At 63.2% G+C, this 18890-nt stretch carries 17 protein-coding genes and 1 tRNA gene; 5 read left to right on the forward strand and 13 right to left on the reverse strand.

Features of this window, described 5'->3' with window-relative positions; translation table 11 throughout:
• Nucleotides 1–196: 196 nt before the first annotated feature.
• The 6 genes from ACMYR2_RS02000 to ACMYR2_RS02025 all read right to left on the reverse strand — a co-directional run bounded on the left by ACMYR2_RS02000 (nt 197) and on the right by ACMYR2_RS02025 (nt 2961).
• The gene (locus ACMYR2_RS02000) at nt 197–787 is read right to left on the reverse strand and encodes a hypothetical protein (protein ID WP_416193597.1); all 591 of its coding nucleotides are present in this window, start codon (nt 785–787) and stop codon (nt 197–199) included.
• An 11-nt stretch (nt 788–798) separates the two neighbouring features.
• On the reverse strand, nt 799–969 hold the full coding sequence (locus ACMYR2_RS02005) for a hypothetical protein (RefSeq protein WP_416193598.1): 171 nt from the start codon (nt 967–969) through the stop codon (nt 799–801).
• Between the two features lie 5 nt (nt 970–974).
• On the reverse strand, nt 975–1784 hold the full coding sequence (locus ACMYR2_RS02010; protein ID WP_416193599.1) for a tyrosine-type recombinase/integrase: 810 nt from the start codon (nt 1782–1784) through the stop codon (nt 975–977).
• Nucleotides 1785–1958: 174 nt separating this feature from the next.
• Nucleotides 1959–2034, reverse strand: a tRNA-Phe gene (locus ACMYR2_RS02015).
• A gap of 131 nt (nt 2035–2165) precedes the next feature.
• Entirely contained in the window at nt 2166–2348 is a 183-nt protein-coding gene (yacG, locus tag ACMYR2_RS02020; RefSeq protein ID WP_347263848.1) for a DNA gyrase inhibitor YacG, read from the reverse strand.
• Entirely contained in the window at nt 2338–2961 is a 624-nt protein-coding gene (locus tag ACMYR2_RS02025; RefSeq protein WP_416193600.1) for a Maf-like protein, read from the reverse strand. The genes yacG and ACMYR2_RS02025 overlap by 11 nt, the downstream gene beginning before the upstream one ends.
• Nucleotides 2962–3247: 286 nt before the next feature.
• Here ACMYR2_RS02025 and ACMYR2_RS02030 point away from each other — a divergent pair, with 286 nt between their 5' ends.
• Both ACMYR2_RS02030 and ACMYR2_RS02035 read left to right on the forward strand, forming a co-directional pair.
• Complete coding sequence (locus tag ACMYR2_RS02030; protein ID WP_347263850.1) at nt 3248–4444, forward strand: hypothetical protein; 1197 nt, start codon at nt 3248–3250, stop codon at nt 4442–4444.
• 171 nt (nt 4445–4615) lie between these two features.
• The gene (locus ACMYR2_RS02035; protein WP_416193601.1) at nt 4616–5803 is read left to right on the forward strand and encodes an acetyl-CoA C-acyltransferase; all 1188 of its coding nucleotides are present in this window, start codon (nt 4616–4618) and stop codon (nt 5801–5803) included.
• Nucleotides 5804–5973: 170 nt separating this feature from the next.
• Here ACMYR2_RS02035 and ACMYR2_RS02040 read toward each other — a convergent pair whose 3' ends face one another.
• Complete coding sequence (locus ACMYR2_RS02040; RefSeq protein ID WP_416193602.1) at nt 5974–6366, reverse strand: hypothetical protein; 393 nt, start codon at nt 6364–6366, stop codon at nt 5974–5976.
• A gap of 255 nt (nt 6367–6621) precedes the next feature.
• Here ACMYR2_RS02040 and glpK point away from each other — a divergent pair, with 255 nt between their 5' ends.
• On the forward strand, nt 6622–8124 hold the full coding sequence (gene glpK, locus ACMYR2_RS02045; protein ID WP_347263853.1) for a glycerol kinase GlpK: 1503 nt from the start codon (nt 6622–6624) through the stop codon (nt 8122–8124).
• 48 nt (nt 8125–8172) lie between these two features.
• On the opposite strand, the gene ACMYR2_RS02050 is transcribed toward glpK, so the two are convergent.
• From ACMYR2_RS02050 to ACMYR2_RS02075, 6 genes are all read right to left on the reverse strand, one after another.
• Nucleotides 8173–8592 carry a PAS domain S-box protein gene (locus tag ACMYR2_RS02050; RefSeq protein ID WP_347263854.1) on the reverse strand — a complete coding sequence of 140 codons (420 nt, stop codon included), beginning with the start codon at nt 8590–8592 and terminating at the stop codon, nt 8173–8175.
• 2 nt (nt 8593–8594) lie between these two features.
• Nucleotides 8595–12461: a methionine synthase gene (metH, locus tag ACMYR2_RS02055; protein WP_416193603.1), complete on the reverse strand. Its 3867-nt coding sequence runs from the start codon at nt 12459–12461 to the stop codon at nt 8595–8597.
• 15 nt (nt 12462–12476) lie between these two features.
• Nucleotides 12477–12863, reverse strand: a complete 387-nt coding sequence (locus ACMYR2_RS02060; protein WP_347264866.1) for an endonuclease domain-containing protein — start codon at nt 12861–12863, stop codon at nt 12477–12479.
• 102 nt (nt 12864–12965) lie between these two features.
• Nucleotides 12966–13880: a methylenetetrahydrofolate reductase [NAD(P)H] gene (gene metF / locus ACMYR2_RS02065; RefSeq protein WP_347264867.1), complete on the reverse strand. Its 915-nt coding sequence runs from the start codon at nt 13878–13880 to the stop codon at nt 12966–12968.
• A gap of 328 nt (nt 13881–14208) precedes the next feature.
• The gene (locus tag ACMYR2_RS02070; RefSeq protein WP_347264868.1) at nt 14209–15069 is read right to left on the reverse strand and encodes a prephenate dehydratase; all 861 of its coding nucleotides are present in this window, start codon (nt 15067–15069) and stop codon (nt 14209–14211) included.
• An 11-nt stretch (nt 15070–15080) separates the two neighbouring features.
• Nucleotides 15081–15845 carry a 3-deoxy-manno-octulosonate cytidylyltransferase gene (locus ACMYR2_RS02075; RefSeq protein WP_347264869.1) on the reverse strand — a complete coding sequence of 255 codons (765 nt, stop codon included), beginning with the start codon at nt 15843–15845 and terminating at the stop codon, nt 15081–15083.
• A gap of 197 nt (nt 15846–16042) precedes the next feature.
• On the opposite strand from ACMYR2_RS02075, the gene ACMYR2_RS02080 reads away from it, so the two are divergent.
• Entirely contained in the window at nt 16043–16600 is a 558-nt protein-coding gene (locus tag ACMYR2_RS02080; protein ID WP_347264870.1) for a cytochrome c family protein, read from the forward strand.
• A 390-nt stretch (nt 16601–16990) separates the two neighbouring features.
• Nucleotides 16991–18886, forward strand: a complete 1896-nt coding sequence (locus ACMYR2_RS02085) for an extracellular solute-binding protein (RefSeq protein ID WP_347264871.1) — start codon at nt 16991–16993, stop codon at nt 18884–18886.
• Nucleotides 18887–18890: the final 4 nt, after the last annotated feature.

Genomic DNA, 18890 nt, shown 5'->3' on the forward strand with positions numbered 1-18890 from the left:
GTCAAAACAGGCTGGATTATCGGAGGTGCAATCCTCGTGCTACTGGTCAGCCTTTCCAGCTTTTACACTGGGAGCGGCACGCATTCGCCGAATACCGCAACGCAGACGCAGCCGCAGAGATGAGCTTGAAAGCCACCAGTGCCCATTACGGGCGCTCGCACACCCCGTCGATTTCGACGGGGTGCTTCAAGCGATCTCACTGGCGCGGCCAATGTTGCTTGCCGCCGGAGAAAGCAGGAGGGAGGATGATTTCGGAAAACGGGAACTCGTAGAGGCCGGCCCGGGGACTGCGATACAAATTCTCATAGCAAGTGACTCTGTCGGCGACCGGATTGGTATGCAGCGCCTGGTTCACGCTATTCGTTTCATCGCCGATTTCTTTGAGGCGTGCGAGATGGTCGCCCAGCCGTGATGACAGCTTGTCAACCTCGGTCAAAATCTGCTTAGCCTCGACGGCGTTCGCCTTCCGGCAAGCCTCAGCCTGCTTACGCAGAGCTTCGTCCTTGGCTGCGGACTCAGCCGCTGCTTCAGCTTCGACAATGGCCGGAAGCTGTTCGGTCAGAAGCGATACACGAGCCTCAAGGCGGGTGATCGCGCGGCGGTCTGCGGCGATTTCCTGCTCAATCTTGATGTGAGCTTCGTCTGAGAGAAGGGCCACATTGACGTTTGCAGCCTCGATCTTTGCGCGGTGCGCGGCGAGATCGCTTTCAGCCTTGCTGATCTCTTCTCGAACTGCCGCCGACGTGATGGTGGTCTTGCTGCCCAGCAGCCTGTCGATGATGCTCATTTGGTTGCCTCTTAGAGTTCGCGCATAGCGCGTTGATGAATGTTGCGGGCCATGTATTCGGCCGCAGAGAGTTCCAGCGTGTCGGGCGAGTGAAGCGCCTGGGCGGCGGTCAAGCGGCGCAGAGACGCGGCATAAGCTTGCGAGGCTGCGCGCGCCTCACGGATCGCGTTCTTGCGGGCCATGCCTGTCAGCCCTTGAAGCTCAGGAACGCCGAGCACGCGCGGTTCCACTCGTTGACGGCTCCGGCCACGACATGCGCCGCAAAAACGGGATCGCCGGCCATTCCGGCGCGGTACAGGTGCTTCGCATCTTCAAGACCCTGTTTCGCAGCAGCGATACGAGCGCCGCTCAATGCTGTGAGCCAGGGCAACCAGTTACGCGAGGGGCGTGTTTCACAGTCCGCCAGCGCGAGCAGCCGTGCCACTTCGTCATCGTCATAGGGAAGCCGACGATTGCCCGCCCGCGTCTTACGTGCGGCGGTCAGACCTTCGGCCGGATTGGCCTTCAGGAGCCGATTGCGGACCCCGTAGTTAAATAGCGTCTTGATGGCTGCCAGATGCCCGTCCCGCACGCTCGTGAGCCCACGGGCCAATAAGGCGTCCTTCCATGCGACCACATCGTCGGGCGTAACGCGGCGGGGATCGTCATGCCCCAGGTGCCGCTGAAATTGCAGCACGTAGCCCCACCACGTTGAAACGGTGCTCGGGGCGGGCTTCGCTTCCCGTTCCCAGCGTATCCACAGCGCCTCAAAGGTGAGGGGTGTCTGTTCGTCGGGCGACGGTGCGGCCACTTCGCCGCTCTCGGCCGGTTGCCCGGCGCGAACGGCGCTGCACCACCGTTCAAACTGCGAGACAATGGCCGCGTGACGCTGCTTTGCGAGGATCGCAATTGGCGTCCGCAATGAGAATGAGATTTCCTGTCGGACGGTGACCACTATTGGATCGCCTTCACCACTGCCCGCAGGCAGGTGGAAGGTGACACGCTGACCGAACGCCAATGCAAGCACGTCGGCGGGTACGCGCTTCCTGAATTGATGATGCGACGACCGTCGCCGCTTCGTCGGTCTGGCAGTTCTGAGCGCCACTGTGCCTCACCCGTGTGCTACACTCGGGTGATTGGAGGTCGTTTTTGTGCTCGATTATCCCGCCAGATCAGCTACTTAGCGAATCCATGGTGCCCAGGGGCGGGATCGAACCACCGACACTGCGATTTTCAGTCGCATGCTCTACCAACTGAGCTACCTGGGCGTCGTCCGGCTTCAGCAGGGCGCGCCGGTTTATAGTCACGCCGGAAGGCGCTGTCCACCCGTCTGTCGGCACCGTCACGCGCCGCGAGCTTTCCCTCGACCAGGCCACAGCCGGCCCGGCAGCCTCGCGGCCTATTCCGCATCCTCATCATCGGCGCTGCTGGCGGGAATGGCGTAGGAGCCGGACAGCCAGCGGTTTAGATCCACGTCGCGGCAGCGCTCGGAGCAAAACGGACGCGAAGCCTCGACCGACGGCTTGCCGCAGATCGGGCACGGCTTCTCCGGCCGCGCGCGGGCTGGTTTCCTAACCGGCATCCAGCCAGCCGGCGCGGATCGGAAATTCCTCGCCGCCGAGTAGCGCAATCGACTCGTTGAGCGGCAACCCGACCACATTGGTGTAGGAGCCCACCAGCTTGACCACGAACGAACCGGCGATGCCCTGAATGGCGTAGCCGCCCGCCTTGCCCCGCCATTCACCGGAGCCGATGTAGGCCTGAATGTCTTCCTCGCTCAGCCGCTTGAAGCGCACACGCGTTTCGACCAGCCGCTGACGAAAGTTTTCCTTCGGGGTCACGAGACATACGGCGGTGTACACGCGATGATTGCGTCCCGAGAGCAGCCGCAGGCACTGCGAGGCCTCATCGACCAGGTCGGCCTTGGGCAGGATGCGGCGGCCGACTGCGACCACGGTATCGGCAGCCAGGATGAACGAGCCGCGAAGCTCGTCGTCGAGCTGTAATGCTCTCAACGCGGCGTCAGCCTTGGCGCGAGCGAGGCGATTGGCGCAGGCGCGGGGAAGTTCTCCCTTCGTCGGCGTCTCGTCGATGTCGACAGGCCGCAGCGCGTCGGGTTCGATTCCTGCCTGGTTGAGGAGGCTGAGCCGTCGCGGCGAACCGGAGGCGAGCACGAGTTTGGGGCGGCCTGACATGTGGTTTCGTGTCTGGAGCATGATCCGAAAAGCGGGAACCGGTTTTCAGACAAGATCAAGCTCAGTTGAAAGATAATAAGGCAGATTTGACTCGACGCAGTTTGAATCCGGCTACTCAGCGCGGGGATCAATGTGCGCGGAAGCTATCGGAACGCACCCCGTTCCACAACCGCGACAGCGACGATGCATCGGTCTCGAAGCCATTGATAGCCGTTCCCGCAAGGCAGGGGCTCGGCCACGACCTTTTGGCGGCTGACATCCGCGGCGGGCTTGCTACACAGGTTCGATGCGGAGCCGAATGATTCGTCGTTGTCACCAAATCGTCGCGGGCGCGCTGCTGCTTGCGTCGCTCGCTGACGTTCCCGATGGCGCAGCGGCGCCCGCGTCGTTCGCCGGCGCGATGGCGCAGGCCCCATCCCCCGCCGCCATCGCGGATTACCGCCGCAAGCTGAAGGCGTATCAGGAGGCTCGCGCTGCCTTCGAGCAGGAGGCGGGCGCCTACTGGAACGCGATCGCCGAGAGGCGGCGGGTTCGCAATGCCAAGCGGCGCGACCGCCGGCCCGTCTCGCTCGATGATTATGTGCTGGTCCATCCTCCGCTTTATGATGGACCGGAGCGCCCGATCAACCCGGAGCCTGAAGAGGAACGTTCGCCGCGGCAACGCAAATCCATTCCCGTCGTCGCCGATTTCCTGAGGGCGGCGGCGGAGCAGTTCCAGTTCGCGCCGCAGCGGCCCAGAACCGAAATCGATTTCAAGCGCGCCTATGCGAGCGTGGCGCGCGCCTACGGCCTGACGAAAGAGCAGGCGGTCCGGGTCTATTCGTTCGAGACCGGCGGCAACGGCAATCACGACATGCAATCGGGCCTCAGTTCCTCCCGGCCGGGATCGCGCGCGATCTCCACCGCGATTGGCTATAATCAGCTGCTCACCACCAACAGTGTCGAACTTCTCGCCGAGCAGGGCGATGACATCCTGCGCGCGCTTGGCCAGAAAGCGGCGCGATCGTCAGGACCGCAGCGTGCGGCGACCGAGCGCAAGATCGCGATCGTCAAGCGGATGGTGGCTTACGCGCGCTCGGTGCCCGATACCTGGAGCGCGCACCAGAAGCTGGCCGATACGCCGAAAGGCTGGGCGATCCATGCGCTGGTGCTCGATATCGATGTCGGTCCGTTGTTGCAGACTCACAAGCTCCTGACCTCGGTTATTTTCGCGCGCAACAAGGGATATTCCCGTCCGCTGACCGCCGCTGAACTGGAAATGATGAATCTCACCGGCGACGGCACCGGCTTCGACATGGTGACGATGCCGCAGGCGATGCGCGAACGGGTGCCGACGGCGAATTTCTTCCAGCGCCGGGGCTATGAACGCAATCCGGTGGCGATTCGTCACAACACGGTCGCGAAGCTGCTCGCGGTCACCAACGCCCGGATGGACAGCAACAGCTCAAAGCCGGGTGCGAGGGAACTGGCGGCGGCGTTCTGATCAGGCCAGAAGCGCTTCTGAGCGAAGCGTGTCTTCGGGCTTGACCCGAGAATGAATACCGGTTCGCCTGAAGACAACGCGTCAAATCAAAATCATAGAGTCCGCTTCTGATTTTATCAGAAGCGGAAAGGCTCTAGATCAGAATGAACCCGAATTGCCAGGGAACCGCCGATGACCGAAGCCGTGATTGTCTCCACCGCCCGCACGCCGATCGGCAAGGCCTATCGGGGCGCCCTCAACGCCACTGAAGGAGCGACCCTGCTCGGCCATGCCATCGGAGAAGCCGTTGTCCGCGCCGGGGTTGATCCGAAGGAGATCGAGGACGTGGTGATGGGCGTGGCGATGCAGCAGGGCGCCACCGGCGGCAACATCGGCCGCAAGGCGCTGCTTCGCGCCGGGCTCCCCGTGACCGTCGCCGGCGCCACCATCGACCGCCAATGCGCCTCTGGCCTTCAGGCGATCGCGCTGGCCGCGCGCTCCGTCCTGTTCGACGGCGTCGCAATCGCAGTCGGCGGTGGCGGCGAATCGATCAGCCTGGTGCAGAACGAGCACGCCAACACCTTTCATGCGGAGGATCCGGCGCTTCTGGAGATCAAGCGCGAGGTCTACATGCCCATGATCGACACCGCGGAAGTGGTCGCCAAGCGTTACGGCATCTCGCGCCAGGCGCAGGACGAATATGCGCTCGAAAGCCAGCGCCGCACCGCCGCCGCGCAGCAGGGCGGCCGGTTCACCGACGAGCTGGCGCCGATCTCCACAAGAATGGCGATCGCCGACAGGGAAACCGGGAACATCACGTTCAGGGACGTGACGCTGTCGCAGGACGAAGGTCCGCGCCCTGATACGACCGCTGAAGGTCTCGCCGGGCTCAAGCCGGTTCGCGGGGAGGGCTGCACCGTCACCGCCGGCAATGCCAGCCAGCTGTCGGACGGCGCCAGCGCGAGCGTGATCATGAGCGACAAGGAAGTGTCGAGGCGCGGCCTCAAGCCGCTCGGCACCTTCCGCGGTTTCGTCTCAGCCGGCTGCGAGCCCGATGAAATGGGCATCGGCCCGGTGTTCGCGGTGCCGCGTCTTCTGAAACGGCACGGCCTCACTGTGGAGGACATCGATCTTTGGGAGCTGAACGAGGCGTTCGCGGTGCAGGTGATCTATTGCCGCGACAGGCTGGGCATTGATCCTGAAAAAATCAACGTCGACGGCGGCGCGATCGCGGTCGGCCATCCCTACGGCATGTCCGGCGCGCGTCTTGCCGGTCATGCCTTGATCGAAGGACGCCGGCGCAAGGCCAGGTACGCCGTGGTCACCATGTGCGTCGGCGGCGGCATGGGCGCGGCGGGCCTGTTCGAGGTACTTCCATGAGGACAGCGCCTCAGACCAGCATCATGGAGCCTCGCTTCTGATTGAATCAGAAGCGAGGCTCCATGATATGGATTTGACGCGTTTTCTTCACGCGAGCCGGTCCCCACTTCGCTCGAAAACGCTTTAACTCTGTCAGGAGCGGAACGGCTCTGAGGCGATCCGCTTCGCGGCTACTCCACCTCGATTTTGGTGATGGTCTTGTCAGTGCTGGTCTTGGGATCGCCGCCGTCCTTGACGGAAAACTTCACCTTGTCGCCGGCGTGCACCGACTCCGACAGCTTGAGGTCGATCTTGAACTGCGTGGTTGCGCCCTCGGCATCGGCCTTATCCTTGCTGTCCTTGTCCTTGTCCTTGTCCTTGTCTTCTTCGTCTTTGGCTTTGTCCTTGCCCTTGTTCTCCTCGCGGATCGCAATCGTGCCGTTGAGCCGGTTGACGACCGTCACCAGACCCTTGCGGGTCTCTGCCGATGGCGTTTGCTGGGTTGGTGGCGTGGCCTGAGCGGGGGCCGTCGCGCCGACGATCGCGAGCAAGGAGCCGGCCAGAATCATCTTTGCCAGTATCATCTAGGGTCTTTCGGTTGCTGAACAGTCATGAAAACAGAGGGCGATTCGTTCTCGGCGAGGCATTTCCGCCTTGCGGGACGAGGTGGATGAAGCCGCGCCAGGCGTCTTATTATCCATATCGTCTTATCCTTATCGTCGGTTGAAGTTTGAATCAAAACGAAGGCACAAACTTGACCTTGGACAGGCAATCCGCTTGCCTTGCCGCTCTGGACCCTTGTGCCGCCGCCGTGAACCCGCAAGTTCGAGAACAACGCCATGGTCACCCACGTCCTCGCCATTGATCAAGGCACTACATCGTCACGGGCCATCGTGTTTCGCGCCGACCTTACCGTCGCCGCGATCGCGCAGCAGGAATTCCCGCAGCACTTTCCGGCGTCGGGCTGGGTTGAACACGAGCCGGAAGACATCTGGACTTCGACCGTTGCAACCTGCCGGCAGGCGATGGAGAAGGCCGGCGTCACGCCGAAGGACATCGCGGCCATCGGCATCACCAACCAGCGCGAGACCACGGTGGTCTGGGACCGCGCCACCGGAAAGGCGGTGCATCGCGCCATCGTATGGCAGGACCGGCGCACCGCGGATATCTGCGTGCGGCTGAAAGCCGGGGGCCATGAGCCCGCGATATCGGCGAAAACCGGCCTGATCATCGATCCTTATTTCTCCGGCACCAAGGTCGCCTGGATCCTCGATTCGGTGCCCGGTGCGCGCGCGGGGGCGGAGCGCGGCGAGCTGATGTTCGGGACCGTGGATTGTTATCTGCTGTGGCGGCTGACCGGCGGCAAGGTGCACGCGACCGACGCCACCAATGCGTCGCGCACGATGCTGTTCGACATTCACACCGGACACTGGGACGACACGCTCCTGGATATTCTCCAGGTGCCGCGCGCGATGCTGCCGGAGGTGAAGGATTCCTCGGCGTATTTCGGCGACAGCGCCCCGGAACTATTCGGCGCGCCGATCCCGATCCGGGGCATCGCCGGCGACCAGCAGGCGGCGGTGGTGGGGCAGGCGTGTTTTGCCCCCGGAATGATCAAGTCGACCTATGGCACCGGCTGCTTCGCGCTGCTCAACACCGGCGCGACGCCGGTCGCCTCGAAAAACAAGCTGCTGACGACGATCGCCTATCAGCTGAATGGCGAGCGCACCTACGCGCTGGAAGGTTCGATCTTCGTCGCCGGCTCGGCGGTGCAGTGGCTGCGGGACGGCCTTGGCCTCATCAGGAATGCTTCGGAGACGGAGCCGCTGGCGGAGCAGTCAGATCCCGCCCAATCGGTATATCTTGTGCCGGCCTTCGTCGGGATGGGAGCACCGTACTGGAATCCGAACGTGCGCGGCGCGTTGTTCGGACTGACCCGCAACACCGGACCGGCGGAACTCGCTCATGCGGCTCTGGAAAGCGTCTGCTACCAGACGTTTGATCTTTGGGAGGCGATGCGCGCCGATTGGCCGGTCGCCGACGCCGCGCGCACCGTGCTGCGTGTCGACGGCGGCATGACGGCCTCCAACTGGACCATGCAGCGCCTCGCGGACCTGCTCGGGGTTCCGGTCGACCGGCCGGTCATTCAGGAGACCACGGCGCTGGGCGCGGCGTACCTCGCGGGACTGTCCGCGGGCGTTTATCCGGAGCCGTCGCGGTTCGCCGACAACTGGCGCCGCGATCGCTGTTTCAAGCCGGCGATGAGCGCCGCGACGCGTACGCGGAAGCTCAAGGGGTGGGCGGCCGCGGTGCGTGGCGTGCTGGCGAGCGACGAAGAATAGGCCTTGCCGTAATGCCGGAGATGTGGAAACGCCGGCCGAGCCCCTGGTTCAGACCTTCGCCGCCGCCTCGCGGCGCAGTTGGCGGATTTCCTCGAAACGCGCGGTGACGTCGCGCAGCACCGACGCCAGCCCGGTGATGCGGCCGCTCGCGTCCGTCAGCGGCACGATGGTGAATTCGAGCGAGATGCGCCTTCCGTCCTTGTGAAGCGCGGGAACGGCGAGCACGTCGCCGCCGCTGTAGCGGCTCTGCCCGGTCAGCATCACCTCGCGATATCCGGCCCAGTGTCGCCCGCGCTGGTTTTCAGGGATGATCAGATCGAGCGACTGGCCGGTCGCCTCATCCGCGCCATGGCCGAAAATCCTGACCGCGCCCGGATTCCAGAACGTGATCATGCCGTTGCGGTCGGTGGCGATGATCGCGTCCGCAGGAGAATCGAGCAAGGCGGCGGCGATCGCGGACGCGTCCACGGTCAGCCCGCCCGCGCCGTGGTCTTGCGAAGCTGCAGATGAACCGCGCACTGGCAGCCCGGTGGATGATTGGCGACGTCGGCGGAGGCGTCGTTGGCGGGCGCGGGTACCGGCGTCGCGGCGGGCTTTCCGGAAGCATCCTGACCCGGAATGTAATTGAGGATCGACGCCAGCCAGCGCTCGATTTCGGCGACCTCCATCCCCTTGCGCGCGGCATAGTCCTCGACCTGATCGCGCTCGATCTTGCCGACGCCGAAATACTGGCTTTCAGGATGGCTGTAATAGAGGCCGGAGACCGACGATCCCGGCCACATCGCAAAGCTCTCGGTCAGTTCGACGCCGGTCGCGCGCGTCGCATCCAGCAGGCGGAACAGCGTGGCCTTCTCGGTATGGTCGGGCTGCGCCGGATAGCCGGGCGCGGGGCGGATGCCGGCATATTCTTCCCGGATGAGCTGATCGTTGGTCAGCGCCTCGTCCGGCGCGTAGCCCCAGAATTCCGTGCGCACGCGCTGATGCATTCGCTCGGCGAAGGCTTCCGCGAGGCGGTCGGCCAGCGCCTTCACCAGAATTGAGGAGTAGTCGTCATTGGCGTTCTTGAAGCGCGCGGCGATTTCGTCTTCGCCGATCCCGGCGGTGACGGCGAAGCCGCCGATATAGTCGGCGATGCCGGTCTCCTTCGGCGCGATGAAGTCGGCCAGCGCGGCGTTGTGACGGCCCTCGCGTTTTTCCAGTTGCTGGCGCAGGGTGTGATAGGTCGCGATCTGCGTGGCGCGGCTCTCGTCGCTATAGACGGCGATATCGTCGCCGATGCGGTTGGCGGGCCAGAAGCCGATCACGCCGGAGGCGGTGAACCATTTCTCCTTGACGATGAGGTCCAGCATCTTGCGCGCGTCGTCATAGAGGGCGCGGGCGGTTTCGCCCACCACCTTGTCGTCGAGGATCGCCGGAAAGCGCCCGGCCAGTTCCCACACCTGGAAGAACGGAGTCCAGTCGATCACCTCCACCAGTTCCTCCAGCGGATAATCGGCGAAGGCTTTGGTTCCGAGGAACGCCGGCCTGACCGGGCGGTAGCCGCTCCAGTCGATCGGCACCGCGTTGGCGCGGGCGGCCGCCAGCGGCAGCCGTTTCTTGTCCTGCTGGGCGCGGAAATGCGCCGCGGAAATCTTGGCGTATTCGGCGCGCACGCCTGCCGCGTAAGCCTCGCGCCGCTCCGGCGACATCAGCGAGGCGACGACGCCGACGGCTCGGCTGGCGTCGTTGACATGGATCACCGGACCGCTGCGATAGTTGGGATCGATCTTCACGGCGGTGTGGACGCGGCTGGTGGTCGCGCCGCCGATCAGGAGCGGCAGGTTGAGGCCCTGACGCTCAAGCTCCGCCGCGAAATAGCCCATCTCGTCCAGCGACGGCGTGATCAGGCCGGAGAGGCCGACGATATCGGCCTTCTCGGCCTTTGCCGTCTCGATGATCTTGGCGGCCGGCACCATCACGCCGAGATCGATCACCTCGTAGTTGTTGCACTGAAGCACGATGCCGACGATGTTCTTGCCGATATCGTGGACGTCGCCTTTGACGGTGGCGAGCAGGATCTTGCCGGCGGAGGTGCTGCCCGTGCCCTCGATGCCGGCGGCCTGATTGCGCGCCTTTTCCTCTTCCATGAACGGCATCAGATAGGCGACCGCCTGCTTCATCACCCGCGCCGACTTCACCACCTGCGGCAGGAACATCTTGCCGTCGCCGAACAGGTCGCCGACCACGTTCATGCCGGCCATCAATGGCCCTTCGATCACCGACAGCGGACGATCGGCCGACTTCCGCGCTTCCTCGGTATCCTGATCGATGTATTCGGTGATGCCGTTGACCAGCGCGTGGCTTAAGCGTTTCTCCACCGGCCATTCGCGCCAGGAGAGATCGGCCTCCTTGGCCTGCTTGCCTTGCCCGCGGAATTTTTCCGCGAGATTGAGCAGCCGTTCGCCCGCGCCGGGATCGCGGTTGAGGACCACGTCCTCGCAAACCTGCCGAAGCTCCGGATCGATGTCGTCATAGATGACCATCTGCCCGGCATTGACGATGCCCATGTCCATACCGGCCTTGATGGCATGATAGAGAAACACCGAGTGCATCGCCTCGCGAACCGGCTCGTTGCCGCGGAACGAGAACGACAGGTTGGAGACGCCGCCCGAGATATGCGCGTGCGGCAGGTTCTGGCGGATCCAGCGCGTCGCCTCGATGAAGTCGACGCCGTAGTTGTTGTGCTCCTCCAGGCCCGTCGCGATGGCGAAGACGTTGGGATCGAAGATGATGTCTTCCGGCGGAAAGCCGACCTGTTCGACGAGGATGTCGTAGGCGCGCTTGCAGATTTCCCTTTTGCGCTGGCAGGTATCGGCCTGCCCGGTCTCGTCGAACGCCATCACCACCACCGCCGCGCCGTGACGGCGGGCGATCCGGGCCTCAGCTAAGAATTTCTCCTCGCCCTCCTTGAGCGAGATCGAGTTCACCACCGGCTTGCCCTGCAGGCATTTCAGCCCAGCCTCGATCACGGAGAATTTGGAGGAGTCCACCATCACAGGCACGCGGGCGATATCCGGCTCGGCCGCGATCAGGTTGAGGAAGGTGACCATCGCCGCTTCCGAATCCAGCAGGCCCTCGTCCATGTTGACGTCGATGATCTGGGCGCCGTTCTCGACCTGGTTGCGGGCCACGTCGAGGGCGGCGGCGTAGTTGTCCGCCTTGATCAGGTTGCGGAATTTGGCCGAGCCGGTGACGTTGGTGCGCTCGCCGACATTGACGAAGGGAATGTCCGGCGTCAGTGAGAACGGCTCTAGCCCCGACAGCCGCAACCGCGGTTCGATCGCCGGCACGACGCGCGGCTTGTGCGGCGCGACCGCGGCCGCGATCGCCGCGATATGCTCCGGCGTGGTGCCGCAGCAGCCGCCGACGACGTTGACGAGGCCGGCCTGCGCGAATTCGCCGATCAGCCGCGCCATGTAATCGGGGCTTTCGTCGTACTGGCCGAACTCGTTGGGAAGGCCCGCGTTCGGATAGGCGCACACCAGTGTATCGGCGACGCGGCCGATCTCGGCGACGTGCGCGCGCAGGTCTTCCGCGCCAAGCGCACAGTTGAAGCCGATGGTGATCGGACCCGCGTGCCGCACCGAGTGCCAGAACGCCTCGGGCAATTGACCCGACAGCAGGCGGCCGGACTTGTCGGTGATGGTGCCGGAGACCATCACCGGAATCTCGATGCCGCGCTGCTCGCCGATTTCGGCGATGGCATACAGCGCCGCCTTGGCGTTCAGCGTGTCGAAGATGGTTTCGACCAGCAACAGATCGGCGCCGCCGTCGAGCAGGCCGTTGATCTGCTCACCATAGGCCTTGCGCAGGTCGTCGAAGGTGACCGCCCGGTAGCCGGGGTTTGCGACGTCCGGCGAGATCGACGCGGTACGGTTGGTCGGGCCGATGGCGCCGACGACGAAGCGCGGCTTGCCGTCCTCTGCGCTGACCTTCTCCGCGGCCGAGCGCGCGAGCCTCGCACCCTCGCGGTTGAGTTCATAGACCAGATCCGACATGTCATAGTCGGCCTGCGCGATCGAGGTCGACGAAAACGTGTTGGTGGCGACGAGATCGGCGCCGGCGCGCAGGTATTGCGCGTGGATGTCCTCGATCGCCTGCGGCTGGGTGAGGATGAGAAGGTCGTTGTTGCCGCGCACGTCGCGGTGAAATTCCTTGAACCGCTCGCCGCGAAACGCGGCTTCATCGAACCCTCGATCCTGGATCATGGTGCCCATGGCGCCGTCGAGCACCAGAATGCGTTCGCGGGCGAGGGCGCGGAATTTGTCGGCGATGGGAGAAGCGGGACGAGGGGACATGAACGAACTCGAGTCTTACTCCCTCTCCCCATCGGGGAGAGGGTCGGGGTGAGGGGGGATCGGCGTTGTTTTGGGCAGGGTCAAGAGAATTTCACCTAACACGCCTTCGATATTTGTCAGAACGTCATTGTTCCAGAAGCGCAGCACAAGATAACCCATCGCGGAGAGCGCCTGCGTGCGTTCGGCATCCTGAGCAACTTGGATACTGTGCTGACCACCATCCAGTTCGATAACAAGTTTGCCATCGGCACAGCAGAAGTCGACGACAAAGCGATCGATGGGTACCTGTCGTTTGAACTTCCAGCCAGCAAGCCGGCGATCTCGAAGCCGGAGCCAGAGCATGCGCTCGGCGTCGGTTTGCGATTGTCTCAAGCGGCGTGCGATAGGGATATTCTTCGTCATCGATCTTGCTCGATGCGCCCGAGCCCCCTCACCCCAACCCTCTCCCCCTGGGGGAGAGGGGGAAGCAGCCCTGCAAAATGGCGCGTGCCGATCAATGAGCACTTACGCCGCCTTTTGGGCGGCATCAGGCCGGATGCCGAGCAGATGGCAGATCGCGAACACCAGATCGGCGCGGTTCATGGTGTAGAAGTGGAACGTATCGACGCCCCGCTTGGCGAGTTTCTGAACCTGACCGGCCGCGACCGTGGCCGCGATCAGCTTGCGCGTTTCCGGATCCTCATCGAGGCCTTCGAATTTTTCGGCGAGCCAGGCCGGAACCGTGGTGCCCGCCTTGGTCACGAAAGCCCTCGCCTGCTTGAAATTATGCATCGGCATGATGCCAGGCACGATCGGAATATCGATGCCGCGCGCGCGGACCCGGTCGAGGTAGCGAAGATAGAGGTCGTTGTCGAAAAAGACCTGGGTGATGGCGCGGGTCGCGCCGGCATCGACCTTGGCCTTGAGCACATCGATGTCGGTATCGATGTCGGGGCTTTCGGGATGTTTCTCGGGATAGGCCGAGACGGAAATCTCGATGTCGCCATGCCGCCGCTTGATGCCGGCGACGAGGTCGGCGGAGGTGCGATAGCCTTCGGGGTGGGTGCTGTAGGCCGTGCCGATGCCGCCCGGAGGATCCCCGCGAAGCGCAACGATATGGCGGACGCCGATGTCGCGATAGCGGCTGACGATCTCGTCGATTTCGCCGCGCGGCGCGCCGACACAGGTGAGATGCGCCGCGGGACGAAGCCGGGTCTCCGACAGGATGCGCGCGATGGTCGAATGGGTACGCTCGCGGGTCGAGCCGCCGGCGCCGTAGGTCACGGAGACAAAGCTCGGATCGAGAGGCGTGAGGCGGGTAATGGTGCCCCAAAGATTGCGCTCCATCTCCTCGGTCTTGGGCGGAAAGAACTCGAACGAAATCGTGGGTCTTTTCCGCGCGCCAGGGCCGTTATGAGACGGAGCGAAAGCGTCTGTCATGGCTCGTGAAACTCCACTGCTTCTGTCCCGTCGCGCCCGCGTTACGGTAGCCTGCCGGAAAAACGCCGGGGAGCGGACCTGCTGTTCGCGGAACGACATTCCCACCAGCTTAGCCCATTATCGGTTGCGCCTGAGATGGGAAGTAGCCCATCATCCTCACAAATATGGACAATGTAGCTCTGACATGCCACAAAGTGGGTGGCTATGAAGCAGGTAATATATTGAATTTACTTATTAAAAATAGTTATTGGCGTTGGGATATCGAGCGCATAACGACACATCTGCAATTCTGCCCAACATAAAAAGTGGCGGAACCCGGGAAACTGGATCAATCCGCCTGTTCGCGGAAGGTCGCGCGGAACGGATGAGCCGGGTAAACGCCCACGATGCGAAGCTCTTTTGAAAAGAACTTCAGCTCCTCCAGCGCGAATGCGAGGCCGCGATCGTTCGGGTGACCCTCGACATCCGCATAGAACTGGGTGGCGAAGAAATTGCCGTCGACCATGTAGCTTTCGAGCTTGGTCATGTTGACGCTGTTGGTGGCGAAGCCTCCCATCGCTTTATAAAGCGCGGCCGGCAGGTTGCGCACCCGGAACACGAAACTGGTGACCAGCGGCCCTGATCCTTGCTTTGCCCAGTCGGCCTCTCGCGCGAGCACCACGAAACGCGTGGTGTTATGATCCTCGTCCTCGACGTTCTCGGCAAGAATATCGAGATGATGGATCTGCGAGGCCAGACGCGAGGCGATCGCGGCGCAGCTCGTGTCGCCGCGTTCGGCGACAAGACGGGCGGCGCCGGCGGTATCGCCCGAGACGATCGGCCGGATGCCAAGCTTGCGGATGATGCGGCGGCATTGCCCGAGCGCGTGAACGTGGCTTTCGACGGTCTTGATGTCCGCGAGCCTTGCGCCGCGCGGCGCCAACAGTTGATGGCGGACCGGCAGGAAGTATTCGCCGACGATGAACAGCCCGGATTGCGGCAGCAGGTGATGAATGTCGGCGACGCGGCCGGCCACCGAGTTTTCTATCGGGATCATGCCGAGATCGGCTTCGCCGGACGTGATTGCGGCGAGGGCGTCCTCGAAGGTCGCGCAAGGCAATGGTTCGGCATCGGGATAGGCTTCCGCGATGGCGATATGCGAGTTCGCGCCGGGCTCGCCCTGGAATACGATTTTCATGGTCTTTGTCATCAGGTGTTCTGTCAGCGCGCCGGGTGTTCGCGCGAGGCTGGTTCGACGATGAGCCGGCGGGCGGTTTCGAGGTCGGCCGCGGTATCGACGCCGCGCGGCACGTCCTCCACGATCATGATGTCAATCCTCATTCCGCCCTCCAGCGCCCGCAATTGCTCAAGCCGCTCCTGTTGCTCGAGAGGCGAGGGCGGCAGCTCGATAAAGCGCCGCAAGGCCTCGCGGCGATACGCGTAAAGCCCGACATGGTGATAGCGCGGGCCCTCGCCATGCGGGGCGGTGGCGCGGGTAAAATAAAGCGCGCGCAGCCGCCGCGGGCCGATCGGGGATCCGACGGCCTTGACCACGTTCGGGTTGGTGGCTTCTTCTTCTGTATGGATTTCGGCGGCCAGCGTCGCGATATCGACCGCGGGATCGGCCAGTGGCTTGAGTACCTCGCGGATCGTGCCCGGACGGATGGTCGGGAAATCGCCCTGGAGGTTGACGATCGTATCGATGCGGCCTTCGGGGTCCAGTTTACCCAGCGCCTCGAAAACGCGGTCGGACCCTGACGGATGATCGGCGCGGGTCATGATGGCCTCGCCGCCATGAGCCCTCACGGCGTTCGCGATGTCGGACGTGTCGGTGGCGACGGCGACGCGCCCGATGCCGGCGGCCTCGGCTCGCCGCAGGACATGGACGATCATCGGCAGGCCGCCGATATCCAGCAAGGGTTTGCCTGGAAGTCGGGTCGCCGCCATGCGGGCGGGTATCAGCACGAGGGTGCGGGTCTCGGTCATCGGTTGGGGAAGATAAGGAATTGGCGCAGGTTCTTAATATCTGCGGCGTTTATACGGGTTGTCAGACCGGCGGCAAACCGTTATCTCGTTCTGCCGCCTCCGCGAGCGCGAGGAGGTCTCGGCGGCGTTTCCGTGGTCGTTCAGCCAGCCGCGGTCGACTTGCGGGCGTGGAGCCTTGCCGCAAATGGACTCCCTCGATGATCAATAAATTTATTGGTGCGGTTCTTGGCACCTGCCTGGTTTTACTGGTGATGAATTTAGTCGCGCGGGCGATATTCGCGCCGGCTGTGCCTGCGAAGCCTGGTTATAAAATCGACGTCAAGGAAGAGCCGGCGGCTGTTCAGAAGGACGACAAGCCGGCGGCCGCGAGCAAGCCTGCGGCCACGGGTAAGGAAGCCGACGTCGCGTCAGCGGTGTCGCTGGGGAAGAGGCTGCAAGCCGCTTCGGCCGAGAACGGCGCCGTCGTCGCCAAGAAATGCGCCGCATGCCATACCTTCGAGAAGGGCGGACCGAACCGTGTCGGTCCTAACCTTTACGGCATCGTCGGCGAGCCGCGCGGCCAGGGTCATGACTTCAATTTCTCGGCGGCCATGAAGGCCAAGGGCGGCACCTGGACGCTTGATGAACTGGACAAGTTTCTGGCCAGCCCCAAGGAATACATCCCGGGGACGGCGATGTCTTTCGCCGGCGTTCCGAAGGACACCGACCGCGCCGATCTCATCGCCTATCTGCGCAAGAATTCCGACAAGCCCTAGGTGTCTGGTCCCGGAGTGTGAGGGAATCAGCCAAGCTGCCCCTTCATTCCGGGGGGGGTCATGGGACAGATACTTCACGGCAGCGTCACGACCACGCACGCCATCCGAGCAGCGATACAGCGATCGAAGGCTCCGCTCAAAAAGAGTTAGCGGCGCAGCATGGTCTTAATCCGAAGACCGTCGCCAGCGGTTGGCGAGAAGTTGCCAAACCCGCTCATTTCGCCGGTTGTCCCCGCTTGATCGGCGGGTTTCGCCGCGCAAGTTCGAGAGATGGGGTGGCGTCATCCCCGAAAACCGACATAATCGGCCGGAACACTGCGCGCTTCAAGTTGCGCCCGCTTCGCTCGAAAACGCTATAACCCGCCCCGACAGTTCGCAGGAATATTCGCATTGGCCTTCACACGACGACGACTTCTCCATGGCGGAGCCCTGATCGCGGCGGCGCCTGCAATCAAAGTCCTGACCGGCGCCTCATCGATCCAGGCTGCTCATGCGCAGGCCGGACCGGCCGGCCTGAAATGGCGACACGGGCTTTCGCTGTTCGGCGAGGTGAAATATCCGGAAGGCTTCAGGCATTTCGATTACGTCAATCCGGACGCGCCCAAAGGCGGTCTGGTGCGGCAGATCGCGATCGGAACCTTCGACAACTTCAACCCTGTCGTGTCGGGGGTGAAGGGTTCGATCGCATCGGAAGTGCGGCTGATCTATGAAGCGCTGACGGCTCCGTCACTGGACGAGGTTTCAACGGAGTACGGCGCGCTGGCCGAGTCGGTCGGCTATCCCGATGATTTTTCCTTCGTAGTCTATCGGCTGCGGGCGCAGGCGAAGTGGCACGACGGCAAGCCGGTCACGCCCGACGACGTGATTTTCTCGCTCAACGTGCTGAAGAAGCATCATCCGTTCTACGGAGCCTATTACCGTCACATCACCAAGGTGGAGAAAACCGGCGAGCGGGATGTGACCTTCACCTTCGACGCGCCGGGCAACCGCGAACTGCCGCAGATCGTCGGGCAACTGATGGTGCTGCCGAAGCACTGGTGGGAAGGCACCGATGATGCGGGCAGGAAGCGCGATATTTCCGCGACCACGCTGGAGCCGCCGCTCGGCAGCGGCCCCTACAGGATCAAGCGTTTCGACGCGGCGCGTTCGGTGACGCTCGAGCGGGTCAGGGATTACTGGGGCCGCGATCTCAATTTCAGTATAGGCCACAATAATTTCGACGAACTGCGCTATGAGTATTTCCGCGACGGCACCGTCGCGCTGGAAGCCTTCAAGGGCGATCAGGTCGACTGGCGCACCGAAAACAGCGCCAAGAACTGGGCCACGGCTTACGATTTTCCGGCGGTGAAGGACGGCCGCGTCGTCCTCGAGGAATTTCCCAATCGCAACGCCGGCGTGATGCAGGCGTTCGCCCTCAACATCCGCCGCGACAAGTTCAAAGATCCTCGCGTGCGGCGGGCGCTGAACTTCGCGTTCAATTTCGAGGAAATGAACAAGCAGCTCTTCTACGGTCAGTACAAGCGCATCAATAGCTATTTCGAGGGTACCGAACTGGCATCAAGCGGTCTGCCCGAGGGCAAAGAGCTTGAGATCCTTGAAGCCGTTCGCGCCGAGGTGCCGGCCGAAGTATTCACCACGCCCTACAGCAATCCGGTCGGCGGCAACCCCGAGGCGGTCCGCAACAATCTGCGCGAGGGCATGAAGCTCTTCAAGGAAGCTGGATTTGAGGTGCGCAACCACAAGCTGGTGAACAGCAAAACCGGCGCGCCGTTCGAACTGGAGTTGTTGTCGGAAGCGCCAAGCACCGAGCGCATCATGCTGTTCTACAAGCCGTCACTGGAGCGCATGGGCATTGCCGTCAGCGTTCGCACCGTCGATTCGACTCAGTATGAGAACCGGATGAGAAGCTGGGACTTCGACGTCGTCGGCAATCTCTGGATCGAGTCGCTGTCACCCGGTAACGAGCAGAGGGAGTTCTGGGGCTCGCAGGCCGCGGACATGCCGGGCTCGCGCAATGTCGTCGGCATCAAGAATCCCGCCGTCGACAAGCTGATCGAGCGCGTGATATTCGCCAAGGACCGCGCCGACCTCGTGGCAGCCACCAAGGCGCTCGATCGCGTGCTGTTATGGAATCACTACGTGGTGCCGCAATTCACCTATCCGTTCCATCGCACGGCCCGCTGGGACCGCTTTGGCCGGCCGGAGAACATGCCGAAGTACGGGCTTTCCGCGTTTCCGACGCTGTGGTGGCATGATGCCGGCAAGGCGGCGGGCAAGCGATCTTGAGGAG

Origin of the sequence: Nitrobacter sp. TKz-YC01, assembly GCF_047824785.1 — a bacterium.
Classification (GTDB): Bacteria; Pseudomonadota; Alphaproteobacteria; order Rhizobiales; family Xanthobacteraceae; genus Nitrobacter.